The 15,883-nt window shown below is 63.2% G+C and carries 12 protein-coding genes and 1 pseudogene; 8 read left to right on the forward strand and 5 right to left on the reverse strand.

The genetic code is table 11. The features are described from left to right. Window positions 1-67: 67 nt before the first annotated feature. Window positions 68-1,462: pseudogene (locus C446_RS11200) on the forward strand (ABC transporter ATP-binding protein); the annotation flags it as partial. Window positions 1,463-1,675: 213 nt separating this feature from the next. Further along, window positions 1,676-3,550 carry a Glu-tRNA(Gln) amidotransferase subunit GatE gene (gatE, locus tag C446_RS11205; protein WP_049920174.1) on the forward strand — a complete coding sequence of 625 codons (1,875 nt, stop codon included), beginning with the start codon at window positions 1,676-1,678 and terminating at the stop codon, window positions 3,548-3,550. Window positions 3,551-3,675: 125 nt separating this feature from the next. On the opposite strand, the gene C446_RS11210 is transcribed toward gatE, so the two are convergent. Further along, window positions 3,676-4,029, reverse strand: coding sequence for a hypothetical protein (locus tag C446_RS11210; RefSeq protein WP_049920176.1), 354 nt, complete (start codon window positions 4,027-4,029; stop codon window positions 3,676-3,678). Window positions 4,030-4,249: 220 nt separating this feature from the next. After that, window positions 4,250-4,732, reverse strand: coding sequence for an Lrp/AsnC family transcriptional regulator (locus tag C446_RS11215; protein WP_006673214.1), 483 nt, complete (start codon window positions 4,730-4,732; stop codon window positions 4,250-4,252). Window positions 4,733-4,910: 178 nt separating this feature from the next. Here C446_RS11215 and C446_RS11220 point away from each other — a divergent pair, with 178 nt between their 5' ends. The 4 genes from C446_RS11220 to C446_RS11240 all read left to right on the forward strand — a co-directional run bounded on the left by C446_RS11220 (window position 4,911) and on the right by C446_RS11240 (window position 9,443). Continuing rightward, complete coding sequence (locus C446_RS11220) at window positions 4,911-6,086, forward strand: DMT family transporter (protein WP_006673215.1); 1,176 nt, start codon at window positions 4,911-4,913, stop codon at window positions 6,084-6,086. 87 nt (window positions 6,087-6,173) lie between these two features. Beyond that, window positions 6,174-6,851, forward strand: coding sequence for an HTH domain-containing protein (locus C446_RS11225; protein ID WP_006673216.1), 678 nt, complete (start codon window positions 6,174-6,176; stop codon window positions 6,849-6,851). Between the two features lie 285 nt (window positions 6,852-7,136). Further along, window positions 7,137-8,444, forward strand: coding sequence for a HEAT repeat domain-containing protein (locus C446_RS11230; protein ID WP_006673217.1), 1,308 nt, complete (start codon window positions 7,137-7,139; stop codon window positions 8,442-8,444). Between the two features lie 225 nt (window positions 8,445-8,669). Beyond that, window positions 8,670-9,443 (forward strand): DUF7504 family protein, encoded by a 774-nt coding sequence (locus tag C446_RS11240; RefSeq protein WP_006673219.1) that lies wholly within the window; start codon window positions 8,670-8,672, stop codon window positions 9,441-9,443. Window positions 9,444-9,468: 25 nt separating this feature from the next. On the opposite strand, the gene C446_RS11245 is transcribed toward C446_RS11240, so the two are convergent. Next, on the reverse strand, window positions 9,469-10,338 hold the full coding sequence (locus C446_RS11245) for an RNA methyltransferase (RefSeq protein ID WP_006673220.1): 870 nt from the start codon (window positions 10,336-10,338) through the stop codon (window positions 9,469-9,471). A gap of 879 nt (window positions 10,339-11,217) precedes the next feature. Here C446_RS11245 and C446_RS11250 point away from each other — a divergent pair. Then, window positions 11,218-12,477: a Cdc6/Cdc18 family protein gene (locus C446_RS11250; protein WP_006673221.1), complete on the forward strand. Its 1,260-nt coding sequence runs from the start codon at window positions 11,218-11,220 to the stop codon at window positions 12,475-12,477. A gap of 145 nt (window positions 12,478-12,622) precedes the next feature. Here the strand turns inward: C446_RS11250 and C446_RS11255 are convergent, their stop codons facing one another. Continuing rightward, on the reverse strand, window positions 12,623-12,898 hold the full coding sequence (locus C446_RS11255; RefSeq protein ID WP_006673222.1) for a DUF7513 family protein: 276 nt from the start codon (window positions 12,896-12,898) through the stop codon (window positions 12,623-12,625). After that, window positions 12,895-14,469 (reverse strand): Na+/H+ antiporter NhaC family protein, encoded by a 1,575-nt coding sequence (locus C446_RS11260; RefSeq protein WP_006673223.1) that lies wholly within the window; start codon window positions 14,467-14,469, stop codon window positions 12,895-12,897. The genes C446_RS11255 and C446_RS11260 overlap by 4 nt, the downstream gene beginning before the upstream one ends. 612 nt (window positions 14,470-15,081) lie before the next feature. Between C446_RS11260 and C446_RS11265 the strand changes: the two genes are divergently transcribed. Next, window positions 15,082-15,783: a 6-hydroxymethylpterin diphosphokinase MptE-like protein gene (locus tag C446_RS11265; protein ID WP_049920178.1), complete on the forward strand. Its 702-nt coding sequence runs from the start codon at window positions 15,082-15,084 to the stop codon at window positions 15,781-15,783. Window positions 15,784-15,883 lie beyond the last annotated feature (100 nt).

The following is a 15,883-nucleotide window of genomic DNA, read 5'->3' on the forward strand; positions in this document are numbered from 1 at the left end:
ACCCGCGACGCTCGACGTCGAGAACGTCTCGCTCTCGTTTGGCGACCTGACCGTTCTCGAGGACGTCTCGGTGACGATCGACCCGGGCGAGTTCGTCGGGCTCGTCGGGCCGAACGGGGCCGGGAAGACGACGCTGTTGCGAACGATCAGCGGTGCGATCGAGCCCGACGCCGGCTCGGTGACGGTCGACGGCGTCGACGTTCACGAGGTTCCCTCGCGAGACTCGAGTCGGCTGGTGGCAGTCGTTCCCCAGGACACGACGCTGTCGTTTTCGTTCCCCGTCCGCGATGTCGTCGAGATGGGACGACATCCCCACCGGTCGCGGTTCTCGCCACCGACGCCGGACGATCGCGACGCGGTCGATCGCGCACTTGAGCGGACACGAACGGCGAGTCTCGCGGATCGCCCCATCGACGAGGTCAGCGGCGGCCAGCGCCAGCGGGTCGTCCTCGCACGGGCGATCGCCCAGGCGACGCCCGCACTCCTGCTCGACGAGCCGACCGCGAGCCTCGATATCAACCACGCGATCGAGACCCTCGAGTTGGTTCGGGAACTCGTCGAAGACGGCCGGACGGCGGTCGCGGCGATCCACGACCTCGATCTCGCCGCACGGTACTGCGATCGGCTGGTGATGGTCGCCGACGAGGGTGTCAGGAGTGTCGGTTCGCCCGCGGAGGTACTCACCAGCGAGGCGCTGGCCGACGCGTTCGACGCGAACGCGACGGTGGTTCCGAACCCAGTGACGGGAACGGAGACGGTGACTGCACTGCCCGACGCGGGCGACGAACTCGCCTCGCTCGAACCCGGATCGGTCGACTCACCGACGAGTAACGAGGCCGATACCGGCGGCGGACGTGACTCGGCACACCGGGGTCGTGACGGGACGGCTGGCGCGTCACGGCTGGAAGGTGACGGCGGACGGATACCCGGCGACGACCGCCTCGAGGTCCACGTCTTCGGGACCGGTACGACCGCCGCGGGCGTCCTCGCACGACTCGAGACCGCTGCCGAGAACTCGCGTGCGGACCTGTCGGTCTCGGTCGGCCCCGTCACGCCAGGGATCGTCACCGAGACCGCAGCGCGGTTCGCCGTCGAGGTCGTCGACACCCAGCCACACGCGCCGATCTCGAACGACGAGCGCGAGCGGGTCGAACGACGGGTTCGCGATGCGGACGTGACGGTGCTTGCCGATCCCGTCCTCGATTCCGGCGGCTGCGTCCTCGAGACCCTGGCAGCGGTCGATCCCGAGACGCTGGTCGTCACGGACCGGCGGCCGCTCGAGGAACGCGACTTCGTGGGCCCGGAAACCAGCACCCGCTACGAGTGGTACGCCGAGCGCGCGGTCGAAGCGACCCCTGAGACGGTTCTCGAGGGAGTGACGCGGGCACTCGAGAGTGCTACCGGGAGAGGTTCGGGGGCAATTGCTCGTGAGAACCGCGCCTCGACTGGTTCGGATAACTGAAACGCGGGAGAGCGAGACGAGAGGGGGGTGAGAGAGTACGACTATCGACCGCGAGCCGAAGGTGCGGGCAGTGAACGACACCTGCGAACGACGAGCTGCCAGCCCGGAGCCGTGGGGCCACGAGCGACGAACCGCCAACTGCGAGTTTCGAACTGCGAACCGCCAACGACGAACTGGACGGTTTTTTACCCCTCCGCCACCGAGTGGACCCCAATGACTGCGAGCGAGTACGACTACGACGAGCTCGGACTCGTCGCCGGACTCGAGATTCACCAGCAACTCGACACGGCGACGAAACTGTTCTGCCAGTGTCCGACCGAGCTTCGCGAACCCGAGGAGGCCGAGCGGACCTTCACCCGTTATCTCCACCCCACCCGGAGCGAACTCGGCGAGATCGACGAGGCCGCCCTCGAGGAGAGCAAAGTCGACCGCGAGTTCGAGTATCTCGCGTACGACACGACCTGTCTCGTCGAGGAAGACGACGAACCACCCCACGAACTCGACGCGGAAGCCGTAGAGACCGTCCTCGAAATCGCCCAGCTGCTGGACATGGAGCCGGTCGACCAGGCACACGTCATGCGAAAACTCGTCGTCGACGGCTCCAACACGTCGGGGTTCCAGCGCTCGACGCTGATCGCAACCGACGGCGAGATCGAGACGAGCGAGGGTGCCGTCGGCGTCGAAGACCTCATGCTCGAGGAGGAAAGCGCCCAGCGGGTCGAAGAGACCGCCGAGGGCGTCCGCTACAGTCTCGACCGGCTCGGTATCCCGCTGGTCGAGATCGGAACGAAACCCGACATCTCGACGCCCGAACAGGCGCTTGAGGCCGCCGAACGGATCGGCATGCTGCTTCGCTCGACGGGGAAAGTCAAACGCGGCCTCGGGACGATCCGCCAGGACGTCAACGTCTCGATCGAGGAGGGAGCCCGCGTCGAGATCAAGGGGGTCCAGAGTCTCGACGACATCGACGACATCGTCCGCACCGAAGTCGCGCGTCAGGTCGAACTCGTCGAGATCGCGGACGAACTTCGCGAACGCGAGGCAAGCGTCGGCGACTCCCAGGACGTGACCGACGTGTTCGAAGGGACGGAGAGCGGCGTCATCGAGGGCGCGCTGAGTTCGGGCGGCTCCGTGATGGCTGTCCCCCTGTACGGGTTCGACGGTCTCGTCGGCCACGAGATCGCACCCGACCGCCGCCTTGGGACGGAGTTCTCCGATCACGCCAAGCGCCACGGTGCCGGCGGGATTTTCCACACCGACGAACTGCCGGCCTACGGCGTCACGGAGGAGGAAGTCGACGCCCTGCGCGAGGCGGTCGGGGCCGATCCCGAGGACGCCGTCGCCATCGTCGCCGACGACACCGAGACGGCCGAGACGGCGATCGAGGCCGTCGTCGAGCGCGCCGAGACTGCCCTCGAGGGCGTTCCCGAGGAGACCCGCGGTGCGAACGACGACGGGACGACCCGCTACCTGCGTCCACTGCCCGGTGCGGCGCGGATGTACCCCGAGACGGACGTTCCGCCAATCGAGCCCGACCCGAGCGACGTACCCGAACCCGAGCTGCTGACCGAGAAAGTCGAGCGCTACCAGGCGGAGTACGACCTCGGCGAAGGACTGGCCGAACAGGTCGCGTACGGCAAACACATGCCGCTGTTCGAGGACATCGTCGCCGACGGCGTCGATCCCACGCTCGCGGCGTCGACCCTCGAGTCGACTCTGACCGAACTCCGTCGGGACGACGTGTCAGTCGAGACCCTCGGAGACGAGCATCTCCGCGGCGTGCTCGAGCTAGTCGAGGACGGCGAGTTGCCGAACGAAGGCGTGCCGGACCTGCTAACCGCGCTGGCCGAGGAGCCAGACCGAACCCCGGCGGAAGCAGCAGAGGAAGCAGGACTCGGCGGCGCAGACGAGGACGAAGTCCGGGAGGCCGTCGTCGAGGTCGTCGAACGCAACGAACAGCAGGTCGAAGAAGAGGGGATGCAGGCGTTCTCCGGCCTCATGGGCGAGTGTATGGGTGCACTCCGTGGAAAGGCCGACGGCGACCTCGTGAGCGAGTTACTTCGCGAGGAGATTCAGAAACGAGCCTGATCCGTAGAACCTCGAGGTTCTACGTGTCTCGAGGTTCTACGTGTCTCGAGGTTCTACGTGTCTCGAGGTTCTACGTGTCTCGAGGTTCTACGTGTAGTTTCCCCGTTCGGGCACACCGAGCACGATCACGTTCCGGGGACCCCGATGGCGTCGTACGTCGTCAGCTCCGCGGTTGCCAGGACGTACAACACGACGAGGACGGCGATCCACGCGACCAGCGTGATCCCCGCGGCGTCGATCCAGCCGCCCGGGTACCGGCGTTTGACGACCGCGAGATAGGCAAGCAGGACGATCGCCGGCCCGAGAAGCGGGACCCAGCCGAAGAAGAAGCCGACGACACCCCAGACGATCGCACCGAGCAGTGCCGTGAACACGGCGTATGTGTAGTCACTGATGTCGGCGATGAGCCACGCGCCGACGTGGATACCGAGCGCGCCGATCAGGAGGCTGACGACGAAGACGACGAGGCTGTCGATCATGGCGGTCTCGTTCGTATCGTTTTCGGTACGAAAACAAATAGTTGGCTGGTCTCGACGGCCAACACCGGTCGGACGGCCGAGACAGTGTCCCGAGTGGTCGTCGCGTGCGGAGAGCGGTCCGACAACCTCGTTCCTCGACATCCACCCCGCGCTGAAGGGCGGCGCTTTCTCCTCGATTTCCGTAACCGGACCAGACCAAAGCCGTCGACTCGAGTACCCGCTACTCGTCGACCAGTTCCTCGAGCAGCGTTTCAAGCTCGTAACTCTGCAGTGCATCACGCTCCTCGATCGACGAGATCACGAACGTCGAGTCGGTTCGGTCGACTCCCTCGAGTTGCTCGAAGTCGGCGATGAGTCGTTCGACGGTCTCGCTGCTGCTTAGTCTGGCAACGACGATGAAGTCGGTTTCCCCCATCGTGAAGTAGACGTTCGTGACGCCCTCGATCGTCAACAACCGGTCCGCGAACTCCTCGTAGGAGCCTCGGTAGTCGGCGTGTACCTCGACGAGGACGGTCACTCCGAGGCCCAGTTCCTCGAGGTCGAGGTCGTACCGATCGTTCGTGATGACACCTTCCTCCCGGAGGTTCGAGAGCCGGTAGTGGATCGTCGAGACAGGAATACCTGTTTCCTCGTGAAGCCGTTCGGGGCTCCCGGTGCCGAGCTCCGAGATGGCTTTCAGCAGTCGCACGTCGCGCTCGTCCATATCGGATGCTCTCGGTGGCGAAACAAGTGTTCTTCGCCCGAGAATATTGGAGATATCTACAACAGTGATCCCTTCAGTGGTTCTGATTTGAACGCCATCCATATGTGTGGTCTTCAATTCGGAATATTGCGTCTCATTGTAGAAGGGCCTAAATACATCCATCTGTTCCGAATGGCGTATGACTCTACTCGCTTTCGTGCCGGCGAAGTACCGCGAAGCGGTACTCTTTTCGATCCTGGCACTCTGTTGGGGTAGTTCGTTCGTCGCGATCGAAGTCGGTCTCGAGTACGTTCCGCCCCTGCTGTTTGCCGGGTTGCGGTACGCGCTGGCGGGAGTGATCGTACTCGGCTACGCGTACCTCGTCACGGACAGGATTTGGCCAGTCGGACGCGGTGAGTGGCTTGCAGTCGGGGTCGCGGGCGTATTCGTGATCGCGCTTTACCACGGACTGCTCTACATCGGTGAACTGTACGTCTCCGGAGCAGTCGCCGCGACCGTCGTCAGCACGGCACCGATACTCACAGTCGCGTTCGCCGGTGTGTTGCTCCCGGACGAACGGCTCAGTCCCGTCGGCGTGTTCGGGTTCGTGCTGGGGCTGATCGGTGTGGTTCTCGTCGTCCAGCCGTCGCCGTCGGCGCTTGGCGACGAAGTCACCGTCGGAGCCGCGATCGTCTTCGCCTCCGCGGTCGCGTTCGCGCTGGGGGGCGTGCTGGTTCGCCCGATCGAGTCGAACCTCCCGCTCGAGTCGCTGCAGGCCTGGGCGATGCTGCTCGGGGCGGCCGTGTTGTTGGGCTGGGCCGTCGTCCGGGGAGAGTCGATCACGGCCATCGAGATGACCAGCACGGCGATTCTCTCGTATGCGTACCTGACCTTCGTCTCCGGAGTGTTCGCGTTCCTGCTGTACTTCGAACTACTCGATCGCAGCGGGGCGATTCAGGTCAACCTCGTCGGCTACGCCGAGCCGGCGGTCGCCATCGTCGTGAGCTGGATCGTGCTCGGCACGGTAGTCGACTCGCTGACGGTCGTCGGGCTGGTGACGATCCTCGCCGGATTCATCGTCATCAAACGGCGGACGATCCGCCGGCTACTCCGGGAACACTGGACGCCGACGCCGGCTGCGGGAGCTGGCTCGTCGCTCACGACGGAGATTCGAGCCCGCGGCAGAGCGCTGACGGACGGCGGAACGACCGAGTCGGCGGCGTCGTCGCCCAATGACGGAGACGTCGAATCCGGCACGGCCACACCAGGGACCGAGACGGACTCCGAGAACGAGAGCGAACTCGAGACGGCGTCGGAGACGGACAGCCCGTCCACGGAGTCGAACACGGGAGCCGATCCCGACTCAAGAGTGTAGCGTCAGGGAGCCGATCTCCTTAGTGTGTGTTGGTAACAGTTCACTTGCTGGAAAGATTTATCACCGAAAACGTGGCCGGATCGAATGATGACGGCATCGACAGTTACGATCATCGCCCACGTTCGCGCGCCCCTGTTGCTCGAGCCCGTGGATAGCCAGATAGAAACGCTGCGGGCCTGCGAGTCCGAAGGAGCGATCGACGACCTGCTGTTGCGGAGCTGGCCAAAGGAAGTCACCCGGTCAGAGAACAGCCCGCATCAGGAAGTCCTCGAAGCGTTCGAGCGCTTCGAGTCGTGGGCCGATCGTCGTGAGGTGAGCGTCCGCCCGCCGTTCAGGGAGCGGACGAGCACGTCACAGGTGACGGGCGACACCCGGGAGTTGCTCGTCACGCCGCTGCTCTGTCTCGAGGTGTACGAAGACGACGAGTTCGTCGGCGTCTTCCCACATTCACAGGTCGACGGCGAGGAGACGTACACGACCGACGAAGTCATCGGGACGCTTCGAACGGGTGAGGTTCCGACTCCGCTGGGTGTGGAGTCGCTACCGGATGGGGTCTCGAACGACGGCTGTTGCCCCGACTGTGGCGGTTCGCTGGTCGATGGACAGGGGCTATACGCCTGTACGGAATGTGGCTGGATCGGCACCGCGACGGAACGCGGAGAGTTCGTCGCTCGTGAACGCGAGCAGGTGACGGAGAGACGGCCGAGGGAGACAGCCGAGCGGAGGGCAGCGGCCGAGACGAAACCCGAACCGGAGGCTCGGTAGGAGAGCCGAAGTGTCCGTCGAGATCGGTCGCATTCGTCCCCTCGCAACTCACTATAGTAGCCACTGCATGTCGGTGCGCACCTGATCGTCAGACCGATCGGCGATCAGTCTGCAAATCGTTGCAGTTGTTACTATAGATTCCGTCACCACTTCGCTTGACGGGGCCCAAACAACTATGTAACCGAACGATAATTTTCGGCTAGCTACCGGTTCGGTTACGGTCGCCGGCTATCGCCGACGCGGCCGCCGATTCGGACCGACGCCTGGTGGGGGGGAACAGATATCATGCGAGAGGGAGACACGGCGTTTCTGTACGAACTCGCCCGCGAGTCGGAGGAGTTGAAGCTGCTCGAGTACCTGACGGAGGCCGAGAAGCCGATTATCAGGTATCGAGCAGCGGAGCTACTCGGTGGCCTCAACACCGGGACGAGCGAGCGAGTCCAAGAACGAATCGGACGGGCACTCCTCAGGACCGCCCGGACCGACGAGAGCGACGACGTTCGCGCGGCCGCGATCGACGCGATGTACCTGCGCAGCGAGGGGTACCTGGACCAGTTGATCGACGAAGTCGCGGGAGCCGACCTCGAGGAGCCACCGGACTGGATGGCCGTCGACCGGACGGTCGATTGGCTCGAAACCGAGTATCCGGAGTTTCGGCTGGTCGCGGCCGCGGCGGCCGGACGGGCGGGCGACGAGAACGCGACGAAAGCGCTCGTCGACGTCTTTACCGATTCGGACGTTCGCGTTCGAGCGAACGCGGTCCAGGCCTGCGGAAAGATCGGCGATCCGCGAGCTATCGACGCGCTCGCGGAGCGGCTGGACGACCCACAGGAACGAGTTCGACGCACCGCGGCCGCCGCGCTGGCGTCGATCGGGACCGATCGGGCCGTCGAGGCGCTCGCACCGGCTGCACGGTCCGACAGCGAGTCCGTTCGTGTCATCGCCGTCGGTGAACTCGATCGGTTCGGCTCGCTCGAACCGCTCTCGCTGTTGATCGACGGACTCGAGGACCGATCGGAACTGGTTCGCCGGACCGCGGCGCGGACGCTGATCGAACTGATCGCAAACGCCCCCGCCGACCGAAGCCACGAGATTCGACGTGAGATAGCCGACGCGGTGTTCGAGGCGTCATCACCGGATCTAACGACCCAACTCCTGGCGATCCTGGGTGGGAACCAGCCGGCATACGTTCGCCGGAACGCGATCTGGTTGCTCGGACGGGTTGCCGAAAACGAGTCCGAGCCCGGTACGGAGGTACTCGAACGTCTCGTCGAGGCGCTCGACGATCCGGACGAACTCGCGGCGAAGTTCGCACTTTCGGCGCTGAACGAACTCGACGGACCGGTGTTGATCGACCGGCTTCGCACGTTCGTAGAGCGTGACGGGCCGTCCGAAGCCGCGAGATCGAAAGCAGAACTCGTTCTCCGGAAGAAGACGACCGAGAGCGGCCCGTCGCGGGAGGCCGTCACGAATTCGGTGGAGTTTACGTACGTCTCGGAGCCGGCCGACTACACTGCCAAGAAACGCGAGCGAGACGGGGAATCGACGGCGGACGGGGAACGCGATTCACGGAGAGAGTCAGTCGACAGATGACGGGCCAGGAACTCGAAGACCGGATCGGGAACGGTCGACTCGGGAGAGGATCGATCGAAACCGGCGGCTGGGGATCGGACGGAGGTTCCCGCCGCTGGCCACCGGTACCAGGAATCGTGGTCGGGCATGCGAAACACGATAGCGTCGTCACGGACGCCACTACCGACGGGGACAATGATTTATAGGTGGGACTGTCGGCGCTGTGAGTTCTGCGTCTGGTCGCCGATGACCGGTGCAACCCAGGATGCGGTGCAGTCGCATCTGTTCGATCACGAGCGCGACGCTCTCTACAGGGAAGGGTACCAGATCGGATGGAGCTGCTCACGCTGTGAGAGCGCCACGCTGAAACACGACAAGGAGGAGGCCGTCCGTACGTTCAAACGACATCTCTTCGATCACGTCAAGGGACGGGTAGAGAAAGGGACACACGTCGCGGACGAGATCGGCCGGACGGGGAACGTACTCGTGCTGTCGTCGCCGACGAGCACCGGCGCGAACAACGCCCACGTTCACTTCATCGACTCCGACGACGTCGCGATTCTGGTGACGACATCCGTCGCAGAACGGCTGCGGTTGCTCGCCGAACGGGGATCCGACTGGCCCGTCCGAACGATCGTCGTGACGACCGCGGAACAACCCCTGGCGTCGACCGACGATCTCGACCTCCGTGACGTCCCACTCGAGATCGTCCAGTTGGACCCGGGGATCGGACTCGACGGCATCGGCGAAACGATTTCACGGGTCATCGCGGAACACAACGACCCCGGAACGGACGTGACGCTGGCGTTCGACGTACTCTCCGAACTGCTCGCCAAAAGCGACCTCGAGACACTCTTTAAATTTCTGCATCTGTTGACCGCACGGATCGAAAGTGCCGACGCGTTCTCGCATTTCTACTGTGATCCCGAGACGAAGTCGACCCCGACGATCAACTTGATCTCGGAACTGTTCGACCTGTGTCTCTCCGCGTCGGACGATCGGTTCGTTCGAGAGCCGTAGGTCTGGGCGAACGCGAACCGACCCACTACTGATCGGACGACGGCGACCGCTCCGCGGGCCGCTCCGTCGCGCGGCGAAGCAACCCGAGCATCGTGTTTGCCTCCCTCGAGGTCAGGTCCGCACGACCGTAGACCCGACGGAGCATCCGCATCGTCTTCTCGCGTTTCTCCTGAGGGTGGTTGATCTCCTCGAGCAGGTCACCCCACTGGTCGTAGAGTCGGTCGATCGTCTCTTCGGGCGCACGAACCCGCTCGAGGTCGGGGAGCTGCGTCTCACCGGTCCCCTCACCCAGGGTCAGGGTGCGGAGTTCGTACAGGGTCACCGTCGCGGCCTGTCCGAGGTTGAGCACGGGATACTCCTGGGCGGCCGGGATCGAACAGATTTCGTCGATTTCCGCGAGCTCCTCGTTGGTGAGCCCGACGCGTTCCCGACCGAAGACCAGCGCAGTCGGTGTGTCTACTGTCGGTAGCCGTTCGGCGAGATCCGCGGGCGTCGAGTAGGGAAAGCGCACGTGGCTGCGGTCGTCCTCGTTCGTGACGGCGGTACAGCCGATCGTGTGGTAGTTCGAGACCAGTTCGTCGAAGGAAATTTCCGTCGCACCAGGGAGAACGTCTTCACGGGCGTGGCCGGCGAATCCGTAGGCTTCGCCGTCGGGGTCCAGTTCCGGGGGATCGATCAACAGCAGATCCTCGAAGCCGAAGTTCTTCATCGCTCGAGCGATGGTGCCGACGTTCCCCGGAGACTGGGCGTCGACGACGGCGACGGCGGGCGGCGTTCTCGAGTCGGTATCGGAGTCAGGAGTGGGGTCAGAATCGGGATTAGGGTTGAGGTTGGGACTGGGGTCAGGATTGGGATCGGGTCTCGAGGGGTTCGACTCGGAGGACTCGTCGGTCATTAGTGGCAGTGGGTGGTGGCGCGTGGGTATCGGTTTCGATTTGGTTCTTTGGCGTTTCCCCTCTCTGGTGGTTCTTGGCTGCTGGACTCCGACTGATGATGAAACGGGAATCGTCTAGGAACAATTAGAAGGCATATAGAGGATAGACAAGGTAAATCAGCTATTTAATGTTTAGACTAGACAAGTAGTCTAGCTAGAACAGACTACTAGAGATACCTAATTACAGATAGCTAATACCTATATCGCTGCTATACGGCTGCTATATGGCTGCTATATGATATCCCTGAAGGTCTAGCTACTCTGTTCAGGAGGTACCATAGCGTAGAAGGGGCACACACCTCCCTCGCGTTTGTAACCCATACTAGGTGTAGGGGAGTTCTGTTCGGGAACACACCTCCGTCGCGGGTGTAAAATATCGTGTTTTTGCGATCGAAAATACCCTCATCGCGCATTTTCCTCGACCCCCTCCCACTTAGTCAACGTTACATCCGCGACGGGGGTGTGTGTGCCAAACGCGGTATTCGAAACCGCCCTCTCGAGACGGTAGCGTAGTTTTGGCTCCGAGCAGGCGCGGATTCTACGTGCGGATGGAAGATTGCTCGTGTTCTCGAATCGAATCTCGGTACTCGTCCGCTCTTCCCGCTAGCACTCCCGTTTACATCCGCGAGGGGGGTGTCGGTCTCCGTGCGTCATCGATTCGATCAGCCCGTCGAATCGGCGTTCCGGGTCCGCTGGTTAGAAGCGCGAGCAAGGCAGTTTCGAATCTCGTTGCCGATTCGATTCAAAACCCTTCCGCTAGGAACTAGCACGCCGCTTTTACATCCGCGATAGATCTCCATAGCTTTATTTCAGTTCGGTTGGTAGCCACTCGGTACTGCAATGTCCGCGAACGACGATCGTGATCCACTCTTCCGGTACGACGATCCGGTCTTCGCCGACGAGCGACTGCTCGAGATCACGCACCTGCCCGGTCCGGACCGGATCGTCGGGCGTGACGAGCAGATGCAACGGGTCGCGGACGCCCTGAATCCGGCGATTTTCGGGAGCGAACCGAACCACCTGTTCATCTTCGGCAAGACCGGAACTGGCAAGTCGCTGATCTCACGGTCGGTCACCCAGCGGGTGATCTCGGAGGCACAGAACGACGGCGTCACGGTGAAATACGCCTTCATCGACTGTGGGGAACAAAACACCGAGGCGTCGATCATCAAGACGATCGCCCAAATCGTCAACGAACCCGACGACAGCGGCGTCACGATACCCGACCGAGGGCTCGGGACGGGCGATTACTACAAGCGCCTCTGGCAAGCCGTCGACCGCTGTACCGACGTGACGATCGTGATCTTAGACGAGATCGACATGCTCGAGGACGACGAAGTCCTCCGAAAGCTCTCGCGTGCAGGAGAGAACCGACGAATCTCCGACTCGAGCATCGGGATCATCGGCATCTCGAACAAGATCGACTTCCCGGATCACCTCTCCGAGCGGGTCAAATCGAGCCTGTCCCGGGACGAACTCGTCTTCCCGCCGTACGACGCGAACCAGCTCGTCGAAATACTCGAGAAGCGACGGGATGCGTTCCACGACGGGGTCCTCTCGGACGACGTGATCCCCCTGACTGCTGCACTGGCCGCGCAGGAACACGGGGACGCTCGCAAGGCGATCGACATTCTCCGGAACGCAGGGCGGATCGCAAAGAAGCAAAACGACAGCCGCGTCACGGCCGATCACGTCAGGGATGCAAAAGAGAAGACCGAAGCCGACCGGTTCAACGAACTGATCGAGGGCTCGCCACAGCAGGCGAAGGCGATCCTCTACGCGTTGACGATCCTCACCGAAAACAGCTCCGAGAAGGAGTTCCCGACGAAGATCATCTACAACCAGTACAAGGAGATCGCCCGACAACTCGACTTCGATGTCCTCTCGGAGCGCCGGGTTCAGGAGATTCTCCAGGAGCAGAACTTCCTCAACGTGATTCAGTCCGAACGCGAGGGACGGGGACGTGGACGTGGAGCCCACGCGAAACATCGGCTGCTCGAGAACCCGTCGATCGTCAAGAAGGTGCTCCTGCGGGACGCCAGGCTGTCGGTACTCGAAGACGACGGGGCGGAATCGGCGTCGGAAGCCGGCCCCGAGTGAGTGTCGGTCCGCCCGCGCCAGCGGGTGAGGGTAGATCATCGCCGTTCCGTCCAGTCGAGACGAGTGAGCATGGCCGAACGGGCGTTCGACCGTCCTTCGTCGACGGGACGAACCGATATCGAGCGAAGCCGGTCCCGACGGTTAGCTATCCTGTGTAGGAACTCTCACCGACGACGCCCCGGAACTCGCCGTGACCGACCGACTCCGTTTCGTCGAACGACGTGACCGCTACGCGGATGCGTTTTTCGACGTGCGCTGGTTTGACGCCGTCGACGCGAAGCTTCGTATCGCCAATGTTCGCGACTCCGACGCCGTCGGTCTCGTACTCGCTGAGGAAGACGTTGACCTCGCTACCGGGCTCGAGCGAGGGGGTCGTCGAGCGAAACTGCCAGCCTTTGAAATAACTCGAGAGCATGCTCATATTCGTGCCACCTCGTCGGATTCGCGGTCGATGACGTACTCGCGGCCGAAGCCGGTGATCGCCGCGACCACGAAGACGGCGACCAGAAGCCACCCCTGGAAGACGAACGGAACGACTTCGACGGGGTTGACGATCATTCCCTGTTCGAACCAGCCGTACTCGTCCGGCAAGCCCTGCATCGCTTCGAACCCGACGAGCACGCCGCCGGACCACGGGAAGATATAGCCCAGCGCCGCCGTGTTGGCGTCGAGGATGTTCGCTCGCCGGTAGCCGTTGATGTTGAACCGTTCGCCGAGTTTCGAGATGTAGGGGCCGATGGCGATCTCGGCAGCGGTGTTGATCGTGATGATCGCGTTGATGAAAGCCGAGGAGCCGACCATCGTCAACTCGGCGTTCCGGACGTTCGTCGCCAGTCGATCGAACGTGAAACTGAGGATCGCGTCGAAGGCTCCTCCCCGGATCATTATCTGTGCACCCGCGATGATGAACAAAATCAGGATCGCCAACTCGAAGAAGCCCGCGATCCCCTCTAACAGACTGCCGCCGACGCCGACGGCATCCGAACCGGGTTCGAGAACCTCGAGGAACGGGAGGAACGAAAGCGGCTCCGCCAGCGGACCGTCGGCGGGAGCCCGGAAGACGAGTATGTCCTGGATCGCCGCGAGCCCGAAGGCGAGATTGAACGCGACGGCTGCGACGATCCCCCACGAGATCGCCTCGACGATGTGACGGCCACTCACGGCCGCGCCGATGACGATTCCCATCGAGAGGAGGTGGATCAACCCGACGGGGTCGGCGGCCTCGAGGAAAATCTCGCGTGCATCGCCTTCGATACCAAGCCCCGGCATCATGCTGCTCGCGACGATGTAGGCAGGGAACGCGATCACTGCCGCGATGAGCGCGTACTTGAATCGCGTCGCGACGACGCCGCCGATGTCGGAGTCCTGGGTGACGGCGCTGACGATCGTCGTGTCACTGACTGGAGCGAGGTTGTCGCCGAAGATCGCCCCCGACAGAATCGCGGCGAACATGATGACGGGATTGGCTCCGAGGAGCACGCCGGCCGGGAAAAAGAGGACGACGAACGCGATCACCGTTCCGTACCCGGTTCCGATCCCGGTCGCGAGCAATGCCGCGAGAACGAACGAGAGAGCCGGGAACATGACCGCACCGACGCCGACGGCGTCGGCCAGCCAGACCAGTCCGTCGACGAAGCCACCTGTCTGCATGGTTTCAGCGAACATACCAGCCCACATCCAGGCTACGACGGCCGTCACTGCGACGGGCTGGGTCATTCCTTCGAAGATCGTGTTCGCATAGCCCGTCCACGACCCTTTCACGAAGAACATCCCGACGATCAGCCCGATCAGCATCCCGACGGTCAGTCCGGTCGTATCGGCGATGCGCCACAGCGCGGTCTGGAGGATCGCCCAGACGATGAAAAACGCCAGCGGAAACGCGCTCATCCCGCGACCGCCGTAGAACTCGAGTGCGGGCTCGCCGTTGCCGTCGTCTCCATCGTCGGGACCGACGTCGAAACCGCCGTCCGGGTCTGTGTCGTTTGTTCCCATACTTCGTTCTCTGGACTCCCTGATGGAGCGGTTTCAATTTTTGGATATCCCCTCCAGGAGGTACCTATCCCAACAGTCGAACCGACTTACACACAGAGCGACGACAACTGTGTCGACGACAACTGTGTGGCCCCATGTCTCCCCCGCGACTGCTCGACCGTCACTCGGAGACGAACCACGCCGGTACCGGACACCGGTCGGGTACGCGACGGGTACGAACCGGACCACTGCGTTCGAAACACCGTCCCGGGGAACCGTAATACGATATTACCGGGACGGCGGTCCGATCGGTTCGTCACTAGAAATCGCCTTTTCGGGCCGTCCAAATCCGTTATCCGAGGCTTGTCGGGGGAAATAGAGAATATACTACAGTAAGAGAAAGCTTATGGCGGAGGCTTCGAAATGAGGGAGTGGACGCCGGGCGGCCTCCCGGGTAGGGGTACTTCGGAGGCGACCCCCGGCCCACAACACGGAATTATTGTGGTATTACGTCGATCAGTCACAACGCCGTCACCCCGACGAGCGAGACGGACAGTGACTGCGAGCAACGGCGATCGGTAGAGCCGAGTGTCTCGAGTCCCCAGCGACGGTCGAGAGTAGATGGACACGGCGATGACGTTCGACGACTGGGAGCCCGTCTACGAGGCGATACTGCGGGACTTTGGCTACGGCCGCGAGGGCGACGAGCGAGCGCGGGATGTCCTCGCGTCGCTGACCGATCCGTTCGACCTCGAGCGACTCTCGGCGGTCGGCGGCGCGACCGTGGCGATCGCCGGTGCAGGTCCGTCCCTCGGGACGGCGACCGACCTCGAGCGTGCCCGGCGTGCGGATGTCGTCTTCGCGGCGTCGACGGCCGCGGATGTCCTCACTGACCAGGGCGTCACGGTAGACTGTATGGTCACGGACCTGGACAAGAACCCGGAGACGGTGCGTCGGCTGACGGCCGACGGCGTCCCGGTCGCGGTACACGCCCACGGTGACAACGTCGATGCGGTCAGGTCCGTCGTCCCCGACTGTACCGACGACTTCGTCCTGCCGACGACCCAAGCGGCACCGACGGCACACGTCCTGAATCCCGGCGGGTTTACCGACGGGGATCGCGCGGCGTTTCTCGCCGACCGTCTCGGCGCAGACGAGTTGCTCTTCCCCGGCTGGGACTTCGACGATCCGACCGTCGGTGCAGTCAAAGCGCGAAAACTCGAGTGGGCGGAACGGCTCCTCTACTGGCTCGAATCGCGCCGTCGCGACCGGTTCGGCGTTCTCGAGGGACGACGCGACGGGATCGAGGTGGACGACGTTCCCGTCGACGGGTGAGTTGCTCTTCGCTTGCTCCGTTGCGAGGTCATCTAATCCTCCTCTCAGGCGTTCACTCCACTGTTCTTCGTGAGACTTGTAGGGAATTGGACGCCGTCTT

This window comes from Halobiforma nitratireducens JCM 10879, assembly GCF_000337895.1.
Lineage (GTDB): Archaea > Halobacteriota > Halobacteria > Halobacteriales > Natrialbaceae > Natronobacterium > Natronobacterium nitratireducens.